Source organism: Streptomyces sp. NPDC005374, assembly GCF_042872225.1.
Lineage (GTDB): Bacteria > Actinomycetota > Actinomycetes > Streptomycetales > Streptomycetaceae > Streptomyces.
Window position 1 is genome coordinate 343,658 of sequence record NZ_JBIAKA010000002.1, and the last position, 23,258, is coordinate 366,915.

Here is a 23,258-nt window from a genome sequence, read left to right on the forward strand (position 1 = left end):
AGGGAGTCGACATGGACGCGGCTGACTTCAGCGCGGTGCTGTCCGAGGTCCGGCGTTTCGTCCGGGACCGCGTCGTACCGCTCGAGGCGGAGATCGACGAGAAGGACGAGATGCCCGCGGACATCCGCGAGGCGGCGAAGAAGATGGGCCTGTTCGGCTTCGCACTGCCCGAGGAGTACGGCGGTCTGGGGCTGTCGATGTACGAAGAGGCCCAGTTGATGTTCGAGCTGGGGTACACGACCCCGTCGTTGCGTTCCATGTTCGGGACGAACAACGGCATCGCCGGGCATGTCCTGATGGTCGGCGGCACCGAGGAGCAAAAGGCTCAGTGGCTGCCGAGGATCGCCTCTGGTGACGTCCTGGCGTCCTTCGCGCTCACCGAGCCCGACGCCGGTTCCGACCCGTCGACCCTCACCACGCGTGCCCGGCTCGACGGTGACACATGGGTGATCAACGGCGCCAAGCGGTACATCACCAACGCCCCGCTCGCCGACGTCTTCATGGTCTTCGCCCGCACCGACCCCGACGCCCCCCGCACCCGGGGCATCTCCACCTTCCTGGTCCCGGCCGGCACTCCGGGCCTGACCGTGGCGCCCAAGGACCACAAGATGGGCCAGTTCGGCGCCTGGACGGCGGACGTGTACTTCGACGACGTACGCGTACCGGCCTCCGCGCTGGTCGGCGGCGAGGCCGGCCTGAACCGGGGGTTCTCCACGGCGATGGGCTGCATCGCGCACGGACGCGTCCACATCTCCGCGCTGATGGTCGGCATGGCCGAGCGCCTGGTCGACGAGTCGGTCGCGTACGCGAGCACCCGCAAGCAGTCCGGGAAGCTCATCGGCTCCTTCCAGCTCGTGCAGGGCCTCATCGCCGACTCGCAGACCGACTACTACGCCGGCCGCGCCACGGTCCTGGAGGCCGCGCGCGCCTTCGACGCCGGGACCGACACCAAGATCGGGCCGTCCTGCACGAAGTACTTCGCCAGCGAGATGGTCTGGCGGGTCGCGGACCGCGCGGTGCAGGTCCACGGCGGGGCGGGCTACATGCGCGGGGTCGCCGTCGAGCGCTTCTACCGTGACGCCCGGCTGTTCCGCATCTACGAGGGGACCAGCCAGGTCCAGCAGGTCATCATCGCGAAGGCACTCCTGGGCGAGGCGGCACGCGGCTGACGGACACGGACACGAAAGAAGGCCCCGGGGATCCGGGGCCTTCTTCGTTCGTCTTGCGCAGCGCTCAGATCCCGAGCCGGTCCAGCAGCCGCTCGTGATACACGGCCGGTCCCCCGAACAGCAGTTGCGAGGACTTGGCCCGCCGGAAGTACAGGTGGGCCGGGTGTTCCCAGGTGAAGCCGATGCCGCCATGGACCTGGATGTTCTCCATCGCCGCGACCATGTACGCCCGCGAGCAGCACGCGTGGGCCACGGCTGAGGCGACCGGGAAGTCGGCCGCCCCCTCCTCGGCCAGCCGTGCCGCCTCCCGGGCGGACGCCTCCGCGAGTTCCACCTGGACGAGCATGTCGGCGCACTTGTGCTTGACGGCCTGGAAAGAGCCGATCGGCCGCCCGAACTGGTACCGGGTCCGGGCGTAGTCGGCGCTCATCTCCAGGCACCTTCGGGCGCCGCCCGCCTGTTCGGCGGCCAGCCCGACCGAGGCCACGTCCAGGACCTTCGCCATGATGCGGCCGCCGGCCCCCTCCGCGCCCACGGGTGTCGCGGCCACCGAGTCGAACGTCAGCCGGGCCATCGCCCTGGTGGCGTCCAGGGTCTCCATCGCCACGGCCGCCACACCCGGGGCCGTCCGGTCCACCGCGAAGAACGACGGACCGGCGACGGTCCGGGCGACGACGAGAATCAGGTCGGCCGTCGTCCCGTCGATGACGAAGGACTTGCGGCCGCTCAGCCTCCAGCCACCGTCCCCGCCCGGCACGGCACGCGCGGAGATCAGGGCGGGGTCCCAGGAGCCGCCGTCCTCGGCGACGGCGAGCGTGGCCGTGGTGCGCCCGGACGCGATGCCGGGCAGATGGCGTGCGCAGGCCTCGCTGTCCCCGGAGGCCAGCAGGGCCTGGGCCGCGAGCACGACCGTCGCGAAGAAGGGCGAGCACAGCAGGGCGCGGCCCATCTCCTCCATGACGACGCCGAGTTCGACCGGGCCGAAGCCGTCGCCGCCGTACTCCTCGGGGATCACCAGGCCGGGCAGCCTCAGTTGGTCGGCGGCCTGCGCCCACACGTCGAGGTCGAAGCGCGGCTCGCTCTCCATGAGCTTGCGTACGGCCTCCTCGGGCGACTTGGCCTCCAGGAACTCCCGTACGGACGCGCGGAGTTCCCGCAGCTCGCTCTCTTCGGCGGTCACGACCGCACCTCCTTGGCCGCTGCGGTCACCGGTTCCTTGGGCAGACCGAGGACACGTTCCGCGAGGATGTTCTTCATGATCTCCTCGGTGCCGCCGAGGATGCGCAGCGCCGGTGTGGCCAGCAGGAGTTCGGACCAGGCATAAGTGCCCCACTGCCCGGTGTCGGCGATGATCCGCGGGCCGAGGCAGTCGGACACGAAGTGCGCGGCACGGGTGAGGTTCTGGCCGTACATCAGCTTGGACACGGACCTCTCGGGGCCCGGCGCGATACCCGCCCGCAGGGTGCGCTGGGCGCGGTCGTTGAGGTAGCCGGTGGCCATGGCGTCCACCAGGAGTTCGGCGAGCCGGCCGCGCAGGGCCCGGTCGTCCCAGGTCCAGGTGGCGCGCATGAGCGCCGAGAGGTGCTCCGGGGACAGCGCGGCTGTCACCGGTCCCGCGCCCTCGCTGCCGACGGTGTTGCGCTCGTTCATCAGGGTGGTCAGGGCGACCGTCCAGCCGCCGTCGACCTCGCCGAGGCGGTGGTCGTCGGGGATCCGGACGTCGGTGAGGAAGACCTCGTTGAAGTCGGCGCCGCCGGTCATCTGGCGCAGTGGCCGGACCTCGACGCCGGGGGCGTCCATGGGGACCAGGAAGGCGGTGATCCCGCGGTGCTTGGGCACGTCGGGGTTCGTGCGGGTCAGCGCGATACCGATGTCGCTGTGCTGGGCGACCGACGTCCACACCTTCTGTCCGTCGAGCACCCAGTCCTCGCCCTCGCGGACGGCCCGGGTCGCCACGCTCGCCAGGTCGGATCCGGCGCCGGGCTCGCTGAACAGCTGGCAGGCGATGGCGTCCCCGCGGTACATCGCGGGCAACCAGCGTTCCTTGATGTGAGGTTGGGCGTGGGTGAGGATCGTCGGCCCGATCATGCCGAGGCCGACCACGCCGAGCACTCCGGTGTCGGGGACGGCGTACTCGGACTCGACGGCGTCGTAGAGCAGGTCGTGGACGGGGGTCAGGCCCCGGCCGCCGTACTCGGGCGGGCCGGTGATCCAGCCGAAGCCGTTCTCGTGACGGGTCCGCTGCCATGCGCGCGCCCGCCGCACCTGCTCGGCCTCCTCCTCGGGCGGGAGGCTGCTGAAGTACGCCATCGAGTCGTCGCCCTCGCCCCAGGTGACAGCGGCGCGGTCGGGGGCCTTCTTCGCATGGGCGTCGAGGAAGCGGCGCGCTTCGGCGGCGAAGTCCCGCATGTCCTGCGTGTCCTGCGTGGTGTGGGGTGGCATCGCGTTCGCTCCGCAGTCAGGTGGAGAGGATCGTCACCGCCGACGCGCCCGGCGCGCCGTACAGGTGGGTGTAGCCGACGCGGGGCGTGCCGGGGACCTGCCGGGCCCCGGCCGTGCCGCGCAGCTGGAGGACGATCTCGTGGATCTGGCGCAGCCCGGACGCCCCGATGGGTTCGCCGTTGCCGAGCAGTCCGCCGTCGGTGTTGACCGGGAGCCGGCCGCCGATCGCGGTGGCGCCCTCGGCGATGAGGCGTTCCTGTTCGCCGTCCTTGCAGAGGCCGTTCTCGGCCATGTGGATGATCTCGGACCCGGCGTCGGTGTCCTGGAGCTGGGCGACGTCGACGTCCTCGGGTCCGATGCCGGCCAGCTCGTAGGCGGCCCGGGAGGCGTCCACGGTCGGGCTCTCGACGACCTCCCCGACGGGGAACGACGGGCTCTGCACCTCGAAGGCGCCGAGCCTGCGGCTGCGCAGGGCGGTGGAGCGGACGCGCACGGGCGTGGAGGTGTACTTGTGGGCCTGGTCGGCGCGGCACAGCACGATGGCGGCGGCACCCTCGTTCGGGCCGCAGTACATGTACTGGCGCAGGGGGTAGTTGAGGACCGGGGAAGCGAGAACTTCCTCCGGGGTGAGGGGAGTTCGGCGCCAGGCCTTCTCGTTCATGGCCGCGTTGCCGAAGTTCTTCGAGGCCACGCGGGCGAGCGTCTCGTGGGAGATGCCGTGTTCGTGCATATAGCGGTTGATCTTCATGCCGAAGAAGTGGGTGGTGAGGAACAGCCCGGTCTGCCCGTACCAGGACGGGATGCCCGCCACCGACGGGTCGGCGGCGAAGGCTCCGCGCGGGTGTTTGTCCAGGCCGATCGCGACGGTGAGGTCGTGCTCGCCGGTCTCGATGGCACGGGCGGCGAGCGCGATGGCCGTACCGGCCGTGGCGCAGCCGTTGAAGACCCCGCGCAACGGGAGTCCGGTCAGGCCCAGCCGGCCCACGATCGCGTCCGGGTTGGAGACCTCGAAGCTGCCGATGTAACCGCCCTGGATCTGCGGCCACTTCACGCCCGCGTCGGCGAGTGCGAGCCGCACCGCGTCCGCGCCCATGTCCAGTGCCGGCTTCCCGGGGAACCGCCCGAAGGGGTGGAGTCCCACGCCGATGATGACGGCCTCGGTCATGCTGTCTCCTCCTCCGGGTCGGCGGATTCCTCGTCCGGGGTGAACGCGAACGTGACGACTTCGGTGCCGTCGTCCCGCACGGTGTAGGGCACAAGCGTCAGCCGCATGGCCTGGCCGATGCGCAGCCTGCGTGGGTCGGGTTCGGTGAGGCGGGCCTCCACCAGCAGCTCGCCGGGGAGTTCGACGTACCCGACGGCGTAGGGCTCGAAGGCGTCGGGGCCGTCGTAGGGCGGGGACGGCGGGCGGAAGTCCTGGGTCGTGTACGTCCACAGTGTCCCGCGGTCCGCGAGGAGCCGTTCCTTGGAGTTCGCGCTCGCGCACCGTACGCAGTCCGGGGCGGCCGGGAAGCTCACCAGGCCGCAGTCCACGCACTCGGAGCCGATGAGCCGGGTGGGCCGGTCCGCCGTGGGCGGCCAGGTGAACAGGCCCTCGGCGACCGGCTGTTGGGTCTGTGCCACGTCTGTCGTCGTCATCTCAGGCCCCGTTCCGGTTGCCGAGGGCGTCGGCGTTCGGGGCTGCCTTGGCCACCAGGTTGGGAATGACGGAGGTCAGTTCCTCCGGTGTCCACCGGGTCTCGGCGCCCACGCCGGGGCCGTTGACCCAGCCCTCCAGCACGGTGATCCGGTTGCCGACGACGGCGAAGACCCGCCCGGTGACCTCGCGCGAGGCCGCCGAGCCCAGCCACACCACGAGGGGTGAGATGGCCTCCGGGGTCAGGTCCTGGCTCTCCGCGGCCCGCCGCATCATCTCGATGTCCTCGGTCAGCCGGGTGAGCGCGGTGGGCGCGATCGCGTTCACCGTCACGCCGTAGCGGGCGAGTTCGGCCGCCGCGATGACGGTGAGGCTCGCGATGCCGGCCTTGGCCGAGCCGTAGTTGGACTGTCCCGGGTTGCCGAAGATGCCTGACGGGGAGGTCGTGTTGATCACCCGGGCGTCGCGGGCACGGCCGGCCTTGGCGCACTCGCGCCAGTACGCGGCCGCGTGGTGCAGGGTGGCGAAGCTGCCCTTGAGGTGGACGCCGAGCACGCTGTCCCAGTCCTGCTCGGTCATCGACACGATCATCCGGTCGCGCAGGATGCCCGCGTTGTTGACCAGCACGTCGAGGCCGCCGTAGGTGTCCACGGCCTGCTGGACGAGTCGGCCCGCGCCCTCCCAGGTGGAGATGTCGTCCGTGTTGGCCACGGCCTCGCCGCCCGCGGCGACGATCTCGTCCACCACGGCCTGGGCGGGCCCGGTCGAGCCGCCCCCGCCGTCACGGGCGCCGCCCAGGTCGTTGACCACGACCTTGGCCCCGTGCGCGGCGAACGCCAGGGCGTGGGCCCTGCCGATGCCGTTGCCTGCACCGGTGACGACCACGACACGGCCGTCGACCACTCCTTCGGACATCCTCAACTCCTCGCTCATGAACGCTGGTCGACCTCGTCGAACAGGACCCTCGGGTCGTCGCTGCCGCAGGCGCACCGCCCGGTGACGACGCGCCCCGCGACACCGAGGGGTGTCTCGGGGAGCGGCGAGACACGCCCCTCCCCCGCCCCGACGGACAGCTGCCCGTCCCGCTCCCCGACCCGCCACTCGGCGGCGTTGACGTGCGCGCCGCTCCGCTCCCGGCACTCCACGGCGAGAGCCGGTCCCAGGGGTGAGAGCACACAGGCGGACACGCCCACGGCACGCAGCACCGGTACGGCGGCCGGCCGGGCCAGGACGACGGACATCGGCCGGAGCATCTCGCCGACGTCGGCGGCTCCGGCGAGCCCCTCCAGGGTCTCGGCGGACAGGCCGATCACGGCGTGCGGGCGCAGTTCGCGGTGGAAGACCGAGGTACGGCGGTGGTCCCAGCCCATCGCCTCGGCGATGCCGTACGTCACCTTCAGCTCGCGCAGGGCGCCGATCGCCGCGTGTCCCCAGAAGCCCTCGAAGCCGGACATGGTCAGCAGTGCCCGCTGCCCGGCGCTGAGGCCGTGCTCGCGCAGGCGTGCGGTGAACCAGTCGGTGTCGCGGGCGAGTTCGGCCCAGGTGAGTTCGGTGTCCCGGGTGCCGGAGGGGGTGGGGAAGCGCACGAGGTAGGCGAGTTCGGGGCGGTCGAGTGTCCTGGCCCTGGCCAGGGTGTCGGCGCGGGCCATCAGCTCCTCACCACCCGGGGGAACTTGGCGACGCTGGTCATGGTCTTCAACAGGTCCTCCTCGGTGCGCAGGTCGAGCACCGGATCGACTCCGGTCCGGGTGCGCACGGCCTCCCCCAGCCGTCCGGCCAGGGCGCCGACGTCGCCGGTGAGTGCGGGGTCGTAGCCGACGCGCAGCCGCAGTTCGTCGACCTCGCGGCGGTCCCGGACGATCTGGAACACCCCGGCCACCGTCTCGGGCTGCTCCTCCACGGCCTGCCAGATGTCGCGCAGGACCACGGAACGCCCCTGGACCAGCGTCTCGTCGCCGCGCCGTCCGGCCACCCACATGCGGGCGTGGGTACGGCCGCAGCCGCAGGTCTGTCCGGACAGACGGACCAGGTCCTCGCTGCGGTAACGGATCAGCGGTGCGGCCCGGTTGTCCAGATCGGTGGCGACCAGTTCGCCGAGGTCGCCCTCGGGGACGTCACGCCAGCCGTCCTCGCCGACCTCCACGCACTCCGCGAAGACGGTGTCCTCCCACAGGTGGAAGCCGTCGTGCTCGCGGCACTCCCAGGCGGTGCCGGTGTCGGCGGCGCTGGTGTACTCGTAGACGTCGATGCCCCAGTCGTCACGGATCCGCTCGCGCATCTTGCGGCTGAGGGGCTGCCCAGCGCAGGAGGCGCCCTTGAGGGAGGAGAAGGCCTCCTTCAGGTCCGTCTTCTCCGCCAGGTGCTCCAGCTCCACCATCTGCGGATACATCATCTGCAGATAGGCGGGCCGGTAGGTGCGCAGCGCCTCGACGACCTCGTGCATCTTCCCCATCCAGGTGTCGACCTCGATCACCACGGCGCCCAGCGCCTGGTAGCCGGGGTCCATCAGGTTGCGGAAGGTGCCGGGCGGACTCAGCACCCGGTCGCCCGGCCGCAGACCCAGCTCCCAGAGGTCACGTACCTGCGCGGTCACCAGGGGCGGGGCGTCCTGCCAGATCTCGGGGAAGAACTCCGGGTCGCCGGTGGTACCCGAACTGGAGGAGACCGAGGTCAGCTCCTCGACCGGGACGCACAGCAGACCGCCGAAGGGGTCACCGGTGCGGGCGCGGTAGGCGCGCACCAGGTCCTTGGTCATGAACGGCACGCGCTCCCGGAAGTCCTCCAGCGAGCGGATGTCGCGCGGATGGACCCCGTGCTCGTCCCAGAGTTCACGGTAGAAGGCCGAGTTGGCGTAGGCGTACTCGACGAGCTCCAGAACCTGCTTCTCCTGCCCCGCCCGCAGTTGCTCGCGGGGCATGGTCTCCACGTCGGGCTCGAAGTACCTGTCAGCGGTGTCCCTGTCACCGACCATGGCGCCTCCTCGCGGCTCGGTGCCCAGATCTTCCAGCTATCAGCTCAATCAGTCAACCAATTCGCCGGATTCAGACCCGAGCCCGACCCCGAACCCCTCCCCGGACCGACCTTCCACCCGGGCAGCCTTCCCTTCCGCCGCCGAAACAACTAAAATCGCTAACTGATTACATCCATTGGCCCGAAGGAGCGTCATGTCGAAGATCTGGGTCAACTCGGGGGACTCCCATGTGATGGAACCCGCCGACGTGTGGACCGAGAGGCTGTCGGCCCGGCTCGGTGCCCGGGCTCCGCGCAGCGAGCGCGGCGAGAAGTACGAGATGCTCTACATCGACGGCGAGCGCATCGACCGCCAGCTCGGTGACTTCATGGACGCCATGCGCCCGCCGGGTGCCTGGGACCTCAAGGTCCGGCTCAAGGACCTCGACCAGGAGGGCGTGTGGGGTCAACTGGCCTTCCCCTCCATGGGGTTCTGGCTGGTGTCGATCACCGACCGGGAGCTCGCCCGGGAGACCGTCCGGGCGTGGAACGACTGGGCGTACGACGAGATCCTGAGCAAGAACAAGCGGGTCATCACCACCGCCTGCGTCTCGACCGCCGACGTCGACGACGCGGTCGCCGAGCTGGAGCGGGTCGCCGAGATGGGTTTCCAGTCGGTCTTCCTGCCGTGCTCCACACGGCCGGGCGAGGAGTACGCCCTGGACCGCTGGGAACCGCTGTGGACCGCCGCCGAGCGGGCGGGCATCGTGCTCGGCTTCCACATCGGCACAGGCGGTGAGAACGTCATATTCCGCGGACCAGGCGGCGCGGTCGTCAACTACATGGAGACGACCTACCCGGGCATGCGTGTGGTCTCCCACATGGTCGCGGGCGGTGCCCTCGACCGCCACCCGGACCTGAAGATCCTGATCGCGGAGGGCGGCGCGGGCTGGGTGCCGGCCATCGGCGACCGCATGGACGAGGCGTACCGCCAGCACGGCATGTTCGTCCGGCCGAAGCTGAGCCGACTGCCCAGCGAGATCATCCGCCAGCAGGTGTACGCGTCCTTCCAGCACGACAAGAGCTCGGTGGAGATCGTCGAGTCGACCGGCTACCGCAACGTGATGTGGGGCGACGACTACCCCCACCTGGAAGGCACGTACGGCCACACCCAGTCCACGCTGCACGACCTGTTCGACGGGGTGCCGGACGACATCCGGGAGCGCGTCACGCGCGGCACCTTCAACGAGCTGTTCAAGCTGCCCGAGCAGACTCCCCAGGAGGCGGCCGTCTGAGCGGCGGCGGAACACCGTGACCACTCCTCCCTACCCCGAGGACCTGGAGCGGCCCGGGCTCGTCAGGACCGGGCGGTCGACCTTCCTCAGGCCCATCCGGCCCGAGGACGCCGACCGCCTGGTCGCCTTCGTGGGCAGCCTGTCGCGAGCCACCCTGGCCTATCGCTCCCTGGGCCCGGTGACCCGGCTGCGCGACGACGTCATCCGACGCGGCGCCCACGTCGACTACCTCAACGAGCTGGCGCTCGTCGCCCTGGCCGGCGAGGAGATCGCGGGCGTGGTCCGCTATGTCCGCGACCCGGACGAACCGGAGCACGCCGAGGTCACGTTCACCATCCGGGACGACCACCAGAGCGAGGGCTTCGGCCGGCTGCTGCTCGAACACATCGCCGCCGCCGCGCGCGCCCGGGGCATCCGGGTGCTGGAGGCCGACGTCCTCGCCGACAACACCCGGATGATCAACGTGTTCCTCGGCTCCGGCTTCCGCGTCGAGAGCGGTCCGCCGGGCCAGATCATCCACTTCGAGATCGCCATCGATCCGCAGACCCTGGCCGTCGCCCGGGCCGAACGCCGCGAGCACACCGCCGTACGGCGCTCCCTGCGACCCCTGCTCGAACCGCGGTCGGTCGCCGTGATCGGCGCCAACCGCAACCCGTTGACGATCGGGCACGAGATCGTGGCGAACCTGCTGCGCGGCGACTTCGGCGGCAGCGTGTTCCCGGTCAACCCGCGGGCCGGACGGATCGCGGGCCTGCCGGCGTACGGAAGCGTCCGGGAGCTTCCAGAGCCGCCGGACCTGGCACTCGTTGCCGTGCGGGCCGAGTCCGTGCCCGAGGCCGTACGCGAGTGTGCCGAGGCCGGGGTCAAGGCGGTGGTCGTGGTCTCGACCGGCTTCGGGGAGACCGGGGCCGACGGCCGGGCGACCGAGCTGGAACTGGCCCGATTCGCGCGCGCCTCCGGCATGCGGCTGGTGGGCCCGAACTGCATGGGCGTCGTCAACACCACCCCCCAGGCGCGGCTGGCCGCGACCTTCTCACCCGCCCTGCCGACGCCCGGCCGGGTCGCGATGTCCAGCCAGTCCGGGCCGCTCGGCCTCGCCGTGCTCGACTACGCCCGGCGCCTCAGGCTCGGCTTCTCCGGGTTCGTGTCCGTGGGGCACGCCGTGGACGTGTCCACCAACGACCTTCTGCAGTGGTGGGAGGAGGATCCGGGAACCTCGGTGATCCTGCTGCATGTCGAGACCTTCGGCAATCCGCGCAGGTTCGCCCGCGTCGCCCGCCGGATCGCGCCGCGCAAACCGATCGTGGCGGTCCACCCGGGGCACGCCGACTCGGCGGTGAGTTCACTGTTCGCCCAGTCGGGGGTGATCCGCACCCGCAGTCTCCAGGAACTGTTCGACGTGGCCCTGCTGCTCGCACACCAGCCCCCGCCACCCGGCAACCGGGTCGCCGTGATCACCAACGCGGGCGGCCCCGCGGCGCTGACGGTCGGGGCCTGCGCGGCCGGCGGTCTGCGCGTACCGGAACTCGGCGAGCGCACCCGCCAGGCACTCCGTCCGGCCCTCGCCCCCCGGGCCGATGTCTCCAACCCGATCGACCTGACCCCCACGGCCACCGCCGCCCATTACCGGCAGGCACTGGACGCGGTCCTGGCCGACGACGGCATCGACGCGGCCGTCGTCCTGTTCATGCCGCCGCTGGCGGACAAGGCCGACGAGGTGGCGTCGGCGATCCTCGACGCGGCCGCGGCCCGGCCGGAGAAACCGGTGGTGGCCAGTTTCCTGGGCGACGCCGGTGTGGCCGACCTCCTGCGCCGGGGCGAACTGGTGGTGCCGACGTACACGTTCCCGGAGGCGGCGGCCGGCTCGCTCGGGCACGCGGCGGCCTACCAGGCCTGGCGCAGCACCCCGGCGGGTGTCGTGCCCGATCTCCCGGGAATCGACGCCGAGCGCGCCCGTTCGCTGCTGGCCGGACACCCACCCGGCCCGGTTCCCACGCGGACCGCCACGGAGTTGCTCGCCGCGTACGGAATCGCCGTACGGGACACGGAACCGGGTCCCGGCCCGGACGCGTTCCTCGCCGTCAGCGCCGATCCGGTCTTCGGGCCCGTGGTCGCCTTCGGGCTGGCGGGGGACTACGCCGACCTCATGGCGGACGTGGCGTACCGGGTCACCCCGCTCACCGACCGCGACGCGCGCGAGATGGTCCGCTCGCTGCGGGCGACGCCCCTGCTGGAGAGCCGGGGTGTGGAGTTCGCGGCTCTGGAGGAGACCGTCCTGCGGCTCTCGGCGATGGTCGAGGACCTCCCCGAGATCGAGGCGCTGGAACTGCGGCCGGTACGGCTGCTGCCGCCCGGCGACGGGGTGGCCGTCGCGCACGCGACGATCCGGCTCACGGCCGGCACGACAGCAGGAGGGGTCTCATGAAGGTGGGCATCTACTTCGACATGCGCAACCCGCCGCCCTGGCGGCAGAGTTGGTCGCGGCTGTACGGCTTCGCCCTGGAGATGTGCGAGGAGGCGGACCGGCTGGGCCTCGACTCGGTCTGGTTCTCCGAACACCACGGCTTCGAGGACGGGTACCTTCCCCAGCCGCTCACCCTGGCGGCCGCGGCGGCGGCCCGCACCCGTCGGGTGCGCCTGGGCACGGCGGTCGTCGCGGCCCCGCTGCACGCGGCCCCCGAGATCGCCGAACAGGCCGCGATCGTGGACATCATCAGCGACGGCCGCCTCGACCTCGGCCTCGGTACCGGCTATCGCGTGCCCGAGTACCGGCTCTTCGGAGCCGACCTCGCCAAGCGTTACACCACCACCGATCAGCGGGTACGGGAGATCCGCGGCCTGTGGGCCGAGTCCCTGGTCACCCCTGGACCGGTCCAGGACCCGCTGCCGATCTGGCTCGGCTACCAGGGTCCACAGGGCGCCCGACGGGCCGGCCGGCTCGGCACCGGGCTGCTCTCGCTCAACCCGGCACTGCTGACGCCGTACCGGGACGGGCTCGCCGAGAGCGGGTACGACGTGTCGGCGGCCCGGATGCAGGGCTCGTTCACGACGTTCGTGACGGAGGACCCCGAGGGCGACTGGCCGGTGGTGCGCAAGCATCTGGCGTACCAGTGGGACAGCTACCGCCGTTACATGGTCGAGGGCACCGATCAGCCCCTCCCCCGCCCCATCGATCCCGAGAAGTGGCGCCAGACGGGGCTGAACACGGCCGGCGTCGGCCAGTTCCTGTACGGCACACCGCAGGACGTCGCCGAGGCCATCACGGCGTACGTGGCAGGCTTGCCGGTGGAGGGCGTGTTCCTGTGGGCGTCGCTGGCCGGGATGCCCGAGGAGACGGTCGCCCGCCAGGTCCAGCTCATCGCCGGGAAGCTGCGTCCGCTGCTTGCCGATGTCTGACACGAGGAGTTCCAGCATGTCGAGTACGGCGCCCGGGTCCGGGCCATGGGCGGGGGGAGACTTCCAGGAGCCGCCCCGCACACCCGGCGGAGTGGCGCTGTGCGGCGCGTGCCGGGCCGCCGGTTCCTGCCGGCTCGGCGTGCAGCGCGAGCGGCTCGAGGACGACGGCACGGCGTTGTTCGCCCTTGCCTGCCCGCGGGACCAGGAGGGCGGGCCCGACGTGGCGCACGGCGGCTGGACTGCGGCCGTGCTGGACGACTGCCTCGGCCATCTTCCGCTGCTGCACCGGGTGTTGAGCGTGACGGCGGAACTGACCGTCAGCTTCGTCAAGCCGGTGCCGGTGGAACATCCGCTGGAGGTCCGGGCCCGGGTCGAGCGGCGCGAGGGGTCCCGCTGGTACATCACGGGCGAGATGGTGCTGCTGCCGACGCGCGCCGTGCTCGCCCGGGCGTCGGGGATCTGGGTGACCCGCGACCGGGGCCACTTCGCTCGGCACGAGGAGTGGCTCGCCGGTCAACGCGCCGGGGCGGACGGTCAGTAGGAGCGCGGTCAGTAGGAGCGAAGTCCCATGCTGCGGGCGATGCCGTTGCGCTGGATCTGGCTCGTGCCCCCGGAGATGGTGGCCACGATCGACTCCCGGTACCGGAAGCTCATCACGCTCTCCGTGGAGAAGCCGTGTCCGGCGAGGACCTGCATCCCGAGCCGGGCGGCCGCCACATAGGTCTCCGACCCCTTCAGCTTGGCCATCGACCCCTCCCGCGTGCAGGGCTTGCCCTGGGCGAGCAGCCAGGCGGCGCGGTGGGCGAGCAGCCGGGCGGAGTCGATCTCGGTCTGGAGGTCGGCCATGGCGTGGGCGAGCGCCTGGAAGTTGCCGATCGGACGGCCGAAGGCGTGCCGGGTGCGGGCGTACTCCAGCATCTCGTCCAGGGTCGACTGGGCTGCCCCGAGGTAACCGCCGCTGATGATGACCTTCTCCAACTCGATGTTGGAGAGCATGACCTTCCAGCCCTCGTCGCGCGGACCGACCAGGTTCTCCTTCGGGACCAGGACATCGTTGAAGAAGACCTCGTTGGTGCCCAGGATGTGCCGGGCCAGCGTCGGCGTGCGGCGCACCTCGACGCCCTCCGTGGTGGGGTCGACGAGCAGCAGACTGATGCCGCCGTGCTTGGGCTCGCGGGGCCCGGTGCGCACATACGTGGCGATGGTCGTGTCGGGCAGGCCGCCGCCCGTGCACCAGGCCTTCTGACCGCGCACGAGGAAGTGGTCCCCGTGGTCCTCCGCCGTGGTGCGCAGCGCGGCGGCGTCGGACCCGCTGTCCGGCTCACTGAGGCCTACGGCGAGCCGGTGGCGCCCCGTCATCACCTCCTGGCGGATGAAGTCGCGCTGCGCCTCGCTGCCCCACCGGAACACCGTGATCGCGGGGATGAGCACGCCGATGTAGCACATCGCGACGTCGAAGCTGGCCCGCCCCAGTTCCTCCGCGATCAGGATGAGTTCGAGCGGTCCGCCGCCGTCGCCGCCCTCGTCCTCCCCGAACGGCAGCGAGAACCAGCCCAGTTCGGCCATGCCCCGGAACAGCTCGGGCGGCACGACTCCGTCCTCGTCCCACTTCTTGGCCTTCTCGGCCGGGCACACGTCGGCCACGAACTGCCGTGCCGTCGCGCGCAACAGGTCCTGCTCGTCGGTCAGCCCGAAATCCACGGCCACTCCTCGCCACCACTCGGCTATTCATCTATCTAATTATTCTATGTTAGCTGATAGATGCGAGGGGAGTCGTGTTCAGGACCGTGGCGTTTTTACGAGGAAGCGCCCGCCGTCGGAGCGACACGTGCCGGCCGACGCCCCCCGGCCTCCACCATGGCAACCGACCCGCCGCTCACCGGAACGCGCCCCCGGAACGGGGCCGAAACCAGTCGGTACCCGGCCAAACATCACGCGGGCGGGATCATCGTATCGAGTTAACATCGCCGACTTTCCTTGGTCCACGGGACGAAGCCGCCACTACTGTTCACCTGGATCTGGACGGATTCCCCTTTGAATACCCCTTTTCTCCTGTTGGTCCGAAGAGCCCATGCAGGTGCCGTCACCGTCCTGAGCAAGGAGAGCTCGCCCGATGACTGTTGACTCGAGCCCGGAAGCGCACCTGGAGCCACCCCGGCAGACCAGCCTCGGCACGGCGGCTGCCCGCAACCTCGCCACCACCACCAAGTCCGCCCCGCAGATGCAGGAGATCACCTCTCGCTGGCTGCTGCGGATGCTCCCCTGGGTGGAGGCCAAGGGCGGGGCCTACCGGGTGAACCGTCGCCTGACCTACACCGTCGGCGACGGGAGCGTGGAGTTCGTCCAGGACGGCGCCGATGTCCGGGTGATCCCCCATGAGCTCGGTGAACTGGCCCTGCTGCGCGGCTTCGCCGACGTCGAGGTACTGACCGCCCTCGCCGATCGGTGCGTCCAACGCGACTTCCGGGTCGGTGAGACGCTGGTGGAGCGCGGTGCGCCCGCGGACAAACTCCATCTGATCGCCCACGGCCGCGTCAGCCGGACCTCTGTCGGCGGGTACGGCGACGAGGTCGCCCTGGACGTACTCGCCGACGGCGACCGGTTCGGGGACCACGCCCTGCTCGACGGGAACGCCGCGTGGGATCACACCGCCACCGCCGAGACCTCCGGCACCCTGCTCACCCTGTCGCGCGCCGACTTCGAGGCCGTGCTGTCCACGGCGCCGGGCCTACGGGACCACATCGAGGAGTTCACCTCCCTTCCCCGGCAACGGCAGAACCACCGTGGCGAGGCGGAGATCGCGATGTCGGCCGGCCACACCGGCGAGCATGATCTGCCCGGCACGTTCGTCGACTACGAACTGAGACCGCGCGAGTACGAGCTCTCGGTCGCGCAGACGATTCTGCGGATCCACACGAGGGTCTCCGACCTCTACAACGAGCCGATGAACCAGACCAAGGAGCAACTCAGGCTCACCATCGAGGCGTTGCGCGAGCGCCAGGAGCACGAGCTGATCAACAACAGGGAGTTCGGTCTGCTCCACAACGCCGACTTCAAGCAACGCATCCAGACGCACTCCGGCCCGCCGACCCCGGACGACATGGACGAGTTGCTCTGCCGCCGCCGCGGCTCGAAGTTCTACCTGGCGCACCCCAGGACCATCGCGGCGATCGGGCGTGAGTTCAACGCGCGCGGGCTCTGTCCTGACCAAGTCGACCTCGGTGGTCAACAGGTGCCGGCCTGGCGCGGGGTTCCCATCCTTCCCTGCAACAAGATCCCCGTCACGAGGGAGATGACGAGCTCGATCCTCATCATGCGTACCGGCGAGGACAACCAGGGCGTCATCGGTCTTCATCAGACGGGTCTGCCGGACGAGTACGAACCGGGTCTGTCCGTCCGGTTCATGGGCGTCAACGAGCAGGCGATCACCTCCTACCTCGTCAGCACCTACTACTCGGCCGCCATCCTCGTGCCGGACGCGGTCGGCGTGCTGGAGAACGTCCAGATCGCCCGCCGCCCCGGGTGACGGACCCGGCCTGCATGACCCGGTAACCCCCGGACCCTCCGAGTCGGTGGCTCATGCCTGCCGGGTCCCGGGACAGCCGCCCACCCCACCAAGGAGTCATCCATGCCCGCGCCTGAGCCGACACCCCCACAGTCGAGCCTGCCGGCAGCCACTGCCCACTTCGGGGCGCATGTCCTCGCCGAAGCCGCAGCCCGTGCCTGCGATGTCAAGGCTGCCACCGGCGACTCACCTGCTGCGCCGGCCGTGCCCGCCACGCCGGCGCTCTCCGTGCCGGCACCGCTGCCCCCCGATGCCCCGACAGCCGAGGTCCCTACACCGATCCTCGGCCTGGAACGGATCCTGCGCGGCCCCAGCGGCCTAGGCACGGCGGGCTTGCGCGTGATCCTGCGGGAGCAGTTGCCGACGCCTTCGGAGCCGTCGGCAGCTACGGCGAAAGGCAGGCCGATCCCCGGCCTCTACCACCATCAGGTGGCCGAGCCCGACCCGGTGCGGGTCGAAGAGGTCAGCCGAAGGATCAAGTCCTGGGCGTTGGACGAGGTCTCCCTGTATCCCAAGGATCTGGAGGAGCAGTTCGACGGCTTCTCCGTGGGCCGCTACATGGTCGGCTGCCATCCGGACGCACCCACCGTCGACCACCTGATGATCGCCACACGCCTGATGGTGGCCGAGAACGCGGTGGACGACTACTACTGCGAGGACCACGGGGGCTCGCCCGTCGGCCTCGGCGAACGCCTTCTGCTGGCACACACGGCACTCGACCCCTTGTACACGACGGAGGAGTACCAGGCTCCATGGGCGAAGTCGCTCCATGCGGACGCGCCCCGGCGCGCCTACCGCTCCGCCATGAACTACTTCGTCCAGGCGGCCAGCCCCTCGCAGGCCGACCGGTTCCGGCACGACATGGCCCGGCTTCACCTGGGGTATCTCGCCGAAGCCGCCTGGGCCCAGATGGACCACGTGCCCGAGGTGTGGGAGTACCTGGCGATGCGCCAGTTCAACAACTTCCGCCCCTGCCCGACCATCACCGACACCGTCGGCGGCTACGAACTGCCGATGGACCTGCACGCCCAGGCCGCCATGCAGAAGGTCATCGCGCTCGCCTGCAACGCGACGACCATCGTGAACGACCTGTACTCCTACACCAAGGAACTAGACGCTCCGGGCCGGCACCTGAACCTGCCCGTCGTGATCGCCGAACGTGAGGACCTCTCCGACCGGGACGCCTATCTGAAGTCGGTCGAGGTCCACAACGACCTCATGCGCGACTTCGAGACCGAAGCCCGAGAGCTGACCCTCAACTGCCCAGTCCCGAGCGTGCAGCGCTTCCTGCGGGGCGTGGCCGCGTGGGTCGACGGAAACCACCACTGGCATCAGACCAACACCTATCGCTACAGCCTGCCCGATTTCTGGTAACGACTTCCGGTAAGAAGAATGGACTCATCTGTGACCAGCACGACCAGCACCGAACTCACCGCCACCGACGCTCCTGTACGTATCCCCGGCCCGGCGTCTCCCTACCAGGGAGACATCGCCCGCTACTGGGACGGGGAGGCAAGGCCCGTGAACCTTCGTCTCGGCGATGTCGACGGTCTCTACCACCACCACTACGGCATCGGCGAGGTCGACCACTCCGCACTCGGCGATGCCGAGGACAGCGAGAGCGAGAAGAAGCTGATCGCCGAGCTCCACCGCCTGGAGTCGGCGCAGGCCGATGTCCTCCTGGAGCACCTCGGCGACATCGGGCGGGACGACACCCTTGTGGACGCCGGCTGCGGGCGCGGCGGGTCGATGGTGATGGCGCACCAACGCTTCGGATGCAAGGTCGAAGGTGTCACGCTGTCGGCCAAGCAGGCCGACTTCGCCAACCGGCGTGCCCACGAACTCCGCATCCAGGACCATGTCCGCGCCCGCGTCTGCAACATGCTCTCCACGCCCTTCGAGACCGGCCAGGCCGCGGCCTCGTGGAACAACGAGTCGAGCATGTACGTCGACCTGCAGGACCTCTTCGCGGAACACTCCCGCATCCTCGAGGTCGGCGGTCGCTACGTGACCATCACCGGCTGCTGGAACCCCCGGTACGGCCAGCCCTCGAAATGGGTCTCCCAGATCAACGCGCATTTCGAGTGCAACATCCACTCGCGGCGGGAGTACCTGCGCGCCATGGCCGACAATCGCCTGGTGCCTCAGGCGGTCATCGACCTCACGCCCGCCACTCTGCCCTACTGGGAACTGCGGGCAACGTCTTCACTGGTCACGGGAATTGAGGACGCGTTCATCAACTCCTACAAGGACGGGTCCTTCCAGTACCTCCTCATCGCCGCCGACCGAGTCTGACCTTCCGCTGTGCGGGGACCTGTGCCTGACGGAAAGGGTCCCCGCGCGCAAGGCCGACGCCGCGGAGATGAGCACCCCGCAGGCGGTGGAGGACCAGTACGAGGAAAGCGGTGACGAAACCACGCGTCAGGTCAGCGCTCTCTCCCCCGCGGCTTCAGCGGCAGCGGCGGCAGCTCCGGCGCGGGCAGCGGAGCACCGTCGTACCCCTTCACCTCACCGAACCGGGAACCCGTCATCCAGTCGTCACGGGCCTGCACGATCTCTTCCTGTGACCGCCCGATCCAGTTCCAGAACTATTGCATCGAGCGACATTTCTGCAGGCCAGAGGCTTACGAGTCCGATAAAGTCAGCAAAAGTCAGCATCAGAGCGCCCCACCCGGGACGATTGCGGGGGTGACGCTTACCCATTCGGAGCGGGCCCTGTGTTGTGCAGCAGGTCGAGTACGGCCGAATGTGGAGCCAACGCAAGTCCTGTGCCTATGGGTTGACCCTACGAATACCTTCCCCAACGGCACGGAGCCGCCGAAGCCCAGAGGTCGCTACCCCTGGGCTTCGGACCCGCTCAATGGGCGGCGTCGGCGTGCTCCTCGTCGCGGTCGGCATCCGCTGCCACCGGCTCCTGGTGGTGCTTGCCGGCGGCCTGGCGGCCGGGCAGGACCAGCAGGACGACCACGGTTCCGGCGGCCATGATGATCCCGCCGATGAGGCTGGTGTGGGCGATGGCGTGGGCGAAGGACTCGTGCACCGCGTCGACCAGGGTCTGGGCCTGCTGGGGTCCGCCGCCCGGCTCCTTCGCGACCTGTTCGGCGACGGCGAGGCCGCCGCCCACCGAGTCCTTGGCGGTGTCCATCGCGGCGGCCGGGAGATGGCCGCCGACCAGGTCGGTCAGCTTGTCCTTGTAGGACGTGGCGAGGAGCGAACCGAGGATGGCGATGCCCAGGGAAGCACCGAGTTCCAGCGCGGTGTCGTTGGCGCCGCCGCCGACGCCCAGCTCCGACTCCGGGAACGAGCCCATGATGGTGTCCGTGGCCGGGGACACGCTCAGACCGATCGCGAAGCCGAGCAGCAGCAGCGGGGCCAGGAAGTCGGCGTAGGTCGAGCCCGACTCGATCCGCGTGAGCAGAAGGGCGCCCGTGGTCCCGAGCACCATGCCGGCCCCCACCACCAGCTTCGCGCCCAGCTTCGGGGCGATTCGCCCGGTCACCGCGGCGCCGAGGAACACGGCTCCGGCCAGCGGCACCAGTCGTATGCCGGTGTCGAGCGCGTTGTAGCCGAGGACGAACTGGAGGAACTGGGTGGAGTAGTAGATCGAGCCGAAGGTGCCGAAGAAGAAGAACAGCACCGCGAGCATGGAGCCGCTGAAGGGGCGCTCCCTGAACTTGCGTACGTTCAGCATGGGGTGGGGGTGGCGCAGCTCCCAGGCGACGAAGGCCGGAAGGCCGACGCCGGCAACCACGGCCGCGGTGATCGGGCCGGTGCCCCAGCCGAAGTGCGGGCCTTCGATGGTCGCGTAGACCAGACTGCCGACGGTGACGATCGACAGCAGACCGCCCACATAGTCGATGCCGCCCATCTTCTCGGCCTTCGACGGCGGTACCAGAAGCAGCGCTCCGACGACGCCGAGGGCCGCGAGGGGGACGTTCATCAAGAAGGTCGAGCCCCAGGCGTGGCTCTCCAGCAGCCAGCCGGCGGACAGCGGACCGGCAGCGATGGCGAGTCCGGAGGTGGCGCTCCAGGCCGTGATGGCCTTGGCGCGCTCCGCCCTCGGGAAGATCGCGACGAGCAGGGAGAGGGTGGCCGGCATGACGACGGCGGCGCCCACGCCCATGATCGCGCGAGCGATGATGACCAGTCCGGTTTCGTCGACCAGACCGCCCATCACCGAGCCGGCGGCGAAGATCAGCAGACCCAGGATCAGCGCACCGCGACGGCTGTATTTGTCGCCGATCGAGCCCAGCAACAGCATCAGTGCGGCGTACGGGACGGTGTAGCCGTCGATGACCCACTGCAGGTCACTGCTGGACAGGCCGAGGTCCTTCGTCATGTCCGGCGCCGCGACGATCAGCGACGTGTTCGCCATGACGACGATCAGCAGACTCAGGCACAGCACCAGCAAAGCCCACCAGCGTCGTGCGTAGGGCCCCGCCGTCTTCTCGGCGGGCGTATTGGCGATGAGCGGCATCGGGAGCTCCTCGGGGGCGAAGCGGCAGCTTCAAGGGGATGGGTCGCCAGGTGCGGTGCGAGTGACCGCGACATCGGAGGCAGGGCACTTACTTGCCCGTCGATGTGCAGACTAGTTTATTGCCCGCCGATGTGCAAGTATGCGGATTCCCGCCCACCCTCGACCGGAGGTCTGACATGACCGGACCGCACGTCGCAGGCGGCGAGGACCGCCGGGCACAGCTCACGCGGGCCCGCATCCTCGAAGCGGCAAGACAGGAACTCGGGCGCGATCCCGACAGCAGCCTCGACCACATCGCCGGGGCGGCCGGAGTGGTACGTCGCACCGTCTACGGCCACTTCGCCGGCCGGTCCGCGGTGATCGAGGGGCTGGTCGCGGACGCCACGCAGGCGCTGCGACGCGCACTGACTCCCGTGAAAGTCCCCGATCCCGACGCGATCGCGGCCATGGCACGCTTCGTCCTGGCCCTGTGGCCCGTCGGCGACCGGTACCGCACTCTGCTGAGGCTCTCGCCCCAGGACCTGGGGACGGAGCGCGTGAACGAACTCCTCGCCCCGGCCCGCGACATGGCGACCGCGATCATCGCCCGGGGGCAGCGCCAAGGTGTCTTCCACAGCAACGTCCCGCCCGGGCCGCTGAGCCGGGCAGTCGAAGGACACCTGCTGGCACTCCTGGAGTGCGTGAACGCCGGAACCTGGCGCGACGACGGCACGCGCTCCGCGACGGCAGCCCTGATCGCGGTGGGGGCGGATGGTGACCTCGCGGTCGCACAGGTCCGTCAACTCGTCCGCACCGGGCCCGTCAGCACCGGGAAGCCTCGTTCGAAACCGGCTCACCGGCTGGTTCGCACAACCGTTGATCACTTCCCGGGAGGAAGACCATGTACCGGTCCCAGTACGGCGACGAACCCATGAGTGAGCCTCGTCGCGGCGATGATGGAACCGCGTGCTCGCCGGCCCCCTGGAGGCGGCGCAGGATCATCGCCGCGACGTCCCTGACGACGTTGCTGGTGGGCGCCGTCGCCGTCGACCGTGTTGCCGCGGCCCGCGCGGAGAGCCGTACGGCGAAGGCGTTCCAGGAGGGCTTGGAGACCCCGGAGCAGCCTTCGGTGCACGTCAGTGGTTTTCCGGTACTGACACAGCTGGCCGAGGGCAGCCTGCGACACGTCGACATCGCTGCACACGACATCCCGGCAAGTGGAACGAGCCGGCCGCTACCGGTGACAAAGCTGACCGTCGGCCTGGACGGGCTGAGGACTTCGGGGAGCGCCGACGAGGCTCACGCGCGCAGCGTCGAGGCGATCGCGTTCCTGTCGTACGAGGACGTGTCGAACGCGCTGGGCCTGGACGTCTCGCCGGGTGACGAGCCGGGCCGGGTCGACGTGAAGGTCCGCCTGCCGCTCGTCGGCGAGGTGACTGTGAGCACCGCCGTATCGGCGGCGAGCAGGAACCGTATCGCCTTCACCGACGCCCGAGTCACCCAGGGTGAACTGACCCCTCCCGCCAAGGCGTTGCTCGACACGGCACTGCGAGAACCCGTCCCCCTGCAGAACGTCCCCGAGGGACTGCACCTGAGGTCGGTCGCCGCCACGGAGAACGGAGTCGACGCACGCTTCACCGGTGAAGCGGTCACCTTCCACCCGAGTTCGTCGTCCGTGTGACGCCCCGGGAGGCGCCGTGGAGTCAGCCGTCGGAGGCTTCGGCTCGCAGCTCCGACGCCACGGCATCCACGATCGCGGTCGCCGACTGCTCGGTCACGCCCGCCGCGACCAGAGTGGCGACAGCGGTGCGGGTCCCGTCGTCCTCCCAGGTTCCGGTGTTGACGCTCTCCAGCAGGGAGAGCGTCAGGGCTTCCAGGGCGGCGCTGAGCACCGGCGCCGGCAGGTGGTCGTGAAACGCCCCTTCAGTCTGTCCTCGCTCAAGGATGGCCGTCGCCTCGTCGCGGGCCGGGGCGAGGATCTCGGACACGCGTGCCGTGCCCAGGTCCTGGCGGGCGAGCGCGAGGAGCAGCCGGTAGCGATCTCCGACCGGCCAGATCGACAGGACGAAGCGGGCCAGGGCACGTTGGGGCGTCTCCTCGGTCCCGGGCGCGTGGGCAGCGGTGCCGCGCAGGGCCTCGGACGCTTCGTCGGCGAGAGCGTCCACGAGAGCCGCCCGCCCCGGGAAATGCCCGAAGAGCGTACGACGGACCACACCGGCGGCCCTCGCGATCTCCTCCAGGGTCACGTCGGGGTTCCGGCCCAGTTCCTGCCGGGCGGTGGCGAGGATACGGGCCCGGTTGGAACGCGAGTTGCTTCGCAGCGGTTCGCGGACGACAGGTTTCGGCACAG

The 23,258-nt window shown here is 70.2% G+C and carries 20 protein-coding genes and 1 pseudogene; 10 read left to right on the forward strand and 11 right to left on the reverse strand.

Annotated features, from left to right (window positions below; all coding sequences use genetic code 11):
• Positions 1 to 11 precede the first annotated feature (11 nt).
• A complete protein-coding gene (locus ACFYRX_RS07035; RefSeq protein WP_389097285.1) occupies positions 12 to 1,169 on the forward strand; it encodes an acyl-CoA dehydrogenase family protein in 1,158 nt (385 codons plus the stop codon).
• Between the two features lie 64 nt (positions 1,170 to 1,233).
• On the opposite strand, the gene ACFYRX_RS07040 is transcribed toward ACFYRX_RS07035, so the two are convergent.
• The 7 genes from ACFYRX_RS07040 to ACFYRX_RS07070 are packed head-to-tail and all read right to left on the reverse strand — an operon-like array spanning position 1,234 to position 8,218.
• Positions 1,234 to 2,349, reverse strand: a complete 1,116-nt coding sequence (locus tag ACFYRX_RS07040) for an acyl-CoA dehydrogenase family protein (protein WP_389097286.1) — start codon at positions 2,347 to 2,349, stop codon at positions 1,234 to 1,236.
• Positions 2,346 to 3,611, reverse strand: a complete 1,266-nt coding sequence (locus ACFYRX_RS07045) for an acyl-CoA dehydrogenase family protein (RefSeq protein WP_389097287.1) — start codon at positions 3,609 to 3,611, stop codon at positions 2,346 to 2,348. Before ACFYRX_RS07045 ends, ACFYRX_RS07040 begins: the two co-directional genes overlap by 4 nt.
• A gap of 16 nt (positions 3,612 to 3,627) precedes the next feature.
• Positions 3,628 to 4,776 carry a thiolase family protein gene (locus tag ACFYRX_RS07050; protein WP_389097288.1) on the reverse strand — a complete coding sequence of 383 codons (1,149 nt, stop codon included), beginning with the start codon at positions 4,774 to 4,776 and terminating at the stop codon, positions 3,628 to 3,630.
• Positions 4,773 to 5,249: a Zn-ribbon domain-containing OB-fold protein gene (locus ACFYRX_RS07055; protein WP_389097289.1), complete on the reverse strand. Its 477-nt coding sequence runs from the start codon at positions 5,247 to 5,249 to the stop codon at positions 4,773 to 4,775. Before ACFYRX_RS07055 ends, ACFYRX_RS07050 begins: the two co-directional genes overlap by 4 nt.
• Position 5,250: 1 nt before the next feature.
• Positions 5,251 to 6,162 carry an SDR family oxidoreductase gene (locus ACFYRX_RS07060; RefSeq protein ID WP_389097290.1) on the reverse strand — a complete coding sequence of 304 codons (912 nt, stop codon included), beginning with the start codon at positions 6,160 to 6,162 and terminating at the stop codon, positions 5,251 to 5,253.
• Positions 6,163 to 6,176: 14 nt separating this feature from the next.
• On the reverse strand, positions 6,177 to 6,896 hold the full coding sequence (locus ACFYRX_RS07065) for a hypothetical protein (RefSeq protein WP_389097291.1): 720 nt from the start codon (positions 6,894 to 6,896) through the stop codon (positions 6,177 to 6,179).
• Entirely contained in the window at positions 6,896 to 8,218 is a 1,323-nt protein-coding gene (locus ACFYRX_RS07070; protein ID WP_389097292.1) for a phenylacetate--CoA ligase family protein, read from the reverse strand. The genes ACFYRX_RS07065 and ACFYRX_RS07070 overlap by 1 nt, the downstream gene beginning before the upstream one ends.
• A 193-nt stretch (positions 8,219 to 8,411) precedes the next feature.
• Between ACFYRX_RS07070 and ACFYRX_RS07075 the strand changes: the two genes are divergently transcribed.
• From ACFYRX_RS07075 to ACFYRX_RS07090, 4 genes are read left to right on the forward strand one after another with little or no spacing between them, the layout of a single operon-like run.
• Positions 8,412 to 9,491, forward strand: coding sequence for an amidohydrolase family protein (locus ACFYRX_RS07075; RefSeq protein ID WP_389097293.1), 1,080 nt, complete (start codon positions 8,412 to 8,414; stop codon positions 9,489 to 9,491).
• A gap of 16 nt (positions 9,492 to 9,507) precedes the next feature.
• A complete protein-coding gene (locus ACFYRX_RS07080; protein WP_389097294.1) occupies positions 9,508 to 11,916 on the forward strand; it encodes a GNAT family N-acetyltransferase in 2,409 nt (802 codons plus the stop codon).
• Positions 11,913 to 12,887, forward strand: coding sequence for an LLM class flavin-dependent oxidoreductase (locus ACFYRX_RS07085; protein ID WP_389097295.1), 975 nt, complete (start codon positions 11,913 to 11,915; stop codon positions 12,885 to 12,887). Before ACFYRX_RS07080 ends, ACFYRX_RS07085 begins: the two co-directional genes overlap by 4 nt.
• Positions 12,888 to 12,903: 16 nt before the next feature.
• Entirely contained in the window at positions 12,904 to 13,428 is a 525-nt protein-coding gene (locus ACFYRX_RS07090) for a PaaI family thioesterase (RefSeq protein ID WP_389097296.1), read from the forward strand.
• 8 nt (positions 13,429 to 13,436) lie between these two features.
• On the opposite strand, the gene ACFYRX_RS07095 is transcribed toward ACFYRX_RS07090, so the two are convergent.
• Positions 13,437 to 14,588 (reverse strand): acyl-CoA dehydrogenase family protein, encoded by a 1,152-nt coding sequence (locus ACFYRX_RS07095; protein ID WP_389097297.1) that lies wholly within the window; start codon positions 14,586 to 14,588, stop codon positions 13,437 to 13,439.
• 412 nt (positions 14,589 to 15,000) lie between these two features.
• Between ACFYRX_RS07095 and ACFYRX_RS07100 the strand changes: the two genes are divergently transcribed.
• The 3 genes from ACFYRX_RS07100 to ACFYRX_RS07110 all read left to right on the forward strand — a co-directional run bounded on the left by ACFYRX_RS07100 (position 15,001) and on the right by ACFYRX_RS07110 (position 18,747).
• Entirely contained in the window at positions 15,001 to 16,413 is a 1,413-nt protein-coding gene (locus tag ACFYRX_RS07100) for a family 2B encapsulin nanocompartment shell protein (protein ID WP_389097298.1), read from the forward strand.
• Between the two features lie 102 nt (positions 16,414 to 16,515).
• Positions 16,516 to 17,826 (forward strand): family 2 encapsulin nanocompartment cargo protein terpene cyclase, encoded by a 1,311-nt coding sequence (locus ACFYRX_RS07105; protein WP_389097299.1) that lies wholly within the window; start codon positions 16,516 to 16,518, stop codon positions 17,824 to 17,826.
• A gap of 18 nt (positions 17,827 to 17,844) precedes the next feature.
• Positions 17,845 to 18,747, forward strand: coding sequence for a geranyl diphosphate 2-C-methyltransferase (locus tag ACFYRX_RS07110; RefSeq protein WP_389097300.1), 903 nt, complete (start codon positions 17,845 to 17,847; stop codon positions 18,745 to 18,747).
• 131 nt (positions 18,748 to 18,878) lie between these two features.
• Here ACFYRX_RS07110 and ACFYRX_RS07115 read toward each other — a convergent pair.
• Positions 18,879 to 19,040: pseudogene (locus ACFYRX_RS07115) on the reverse strand (pirin family protein); the annotation flags it as partial.
• 269 nt (positions 19,041 to 19,309) lie between these two features.
• Complete coding sequence (locus tag ACFYRX_RS07120; protein WP_389097301.1) at positions 19,310 to 20,929, reverse strand: MFS transporter; 1,620 nt, start codon at positions 20,927 to 20,929, stop codon at positions 19,310 to 19,312.
• Between the two features lie 176 nt (positions 20,930 to 21,105).
• On the opposite strand from ACFYRX_RS07120, the gene ACFYRX_RS07125 reads away from it, so the two are divergent.
• The gene (locus ACFYRX_RS07125; RefSeq protein ID WP_389097302.1) at positions 21,106 to 21,843 is read left to right on the forward strand and encodes a TetR/AcrR family transcriptional regulator; all 738 of its coding nucleotides are present in this window, start codon (positions 21,106 to 21,108) and stop codon (positions 21,841 to 21,843) included.
• Positions 21,840 to 22,589 carry a DUF2993 domain-containing protein gene (locus tag ACFYRX_RS07130; protein ID WP_389097303.1) on the forward strand — a complete coding sequence of 250 codons (750 nt, stop codon included), beginning with the start codon at positions 21,840 to 21,842 and terminating at the stop codon, positions 22,587 to 22,589. Before ACFYRX_RS07125 ends, ACFYRX_RS07130 begins: the two co-directional genes overlap by 4 nt.
• 22 nt (positions 22,590 to 22,611) lie before the next feature.
• Here ACFYRX_RS07130 and ACFYRX_RS07135 read toward each other — a convergent pair whose 3' ends face one another.
• Positions 22,612 to 23,256: a TetR/AcrR family transcriptional regulator gene (locus ACFYRX_RS07135; RefSeq protein WP_389097304.1), complete on the reverse strand. Its 645-nt coding sequence runs from the start codon at positions 23,254 to 23,256 to the stop codon at positions 22,612 to 22,614.
• Positions 23,257 to 23,258 lie beyond the last annotated feature (2 nt).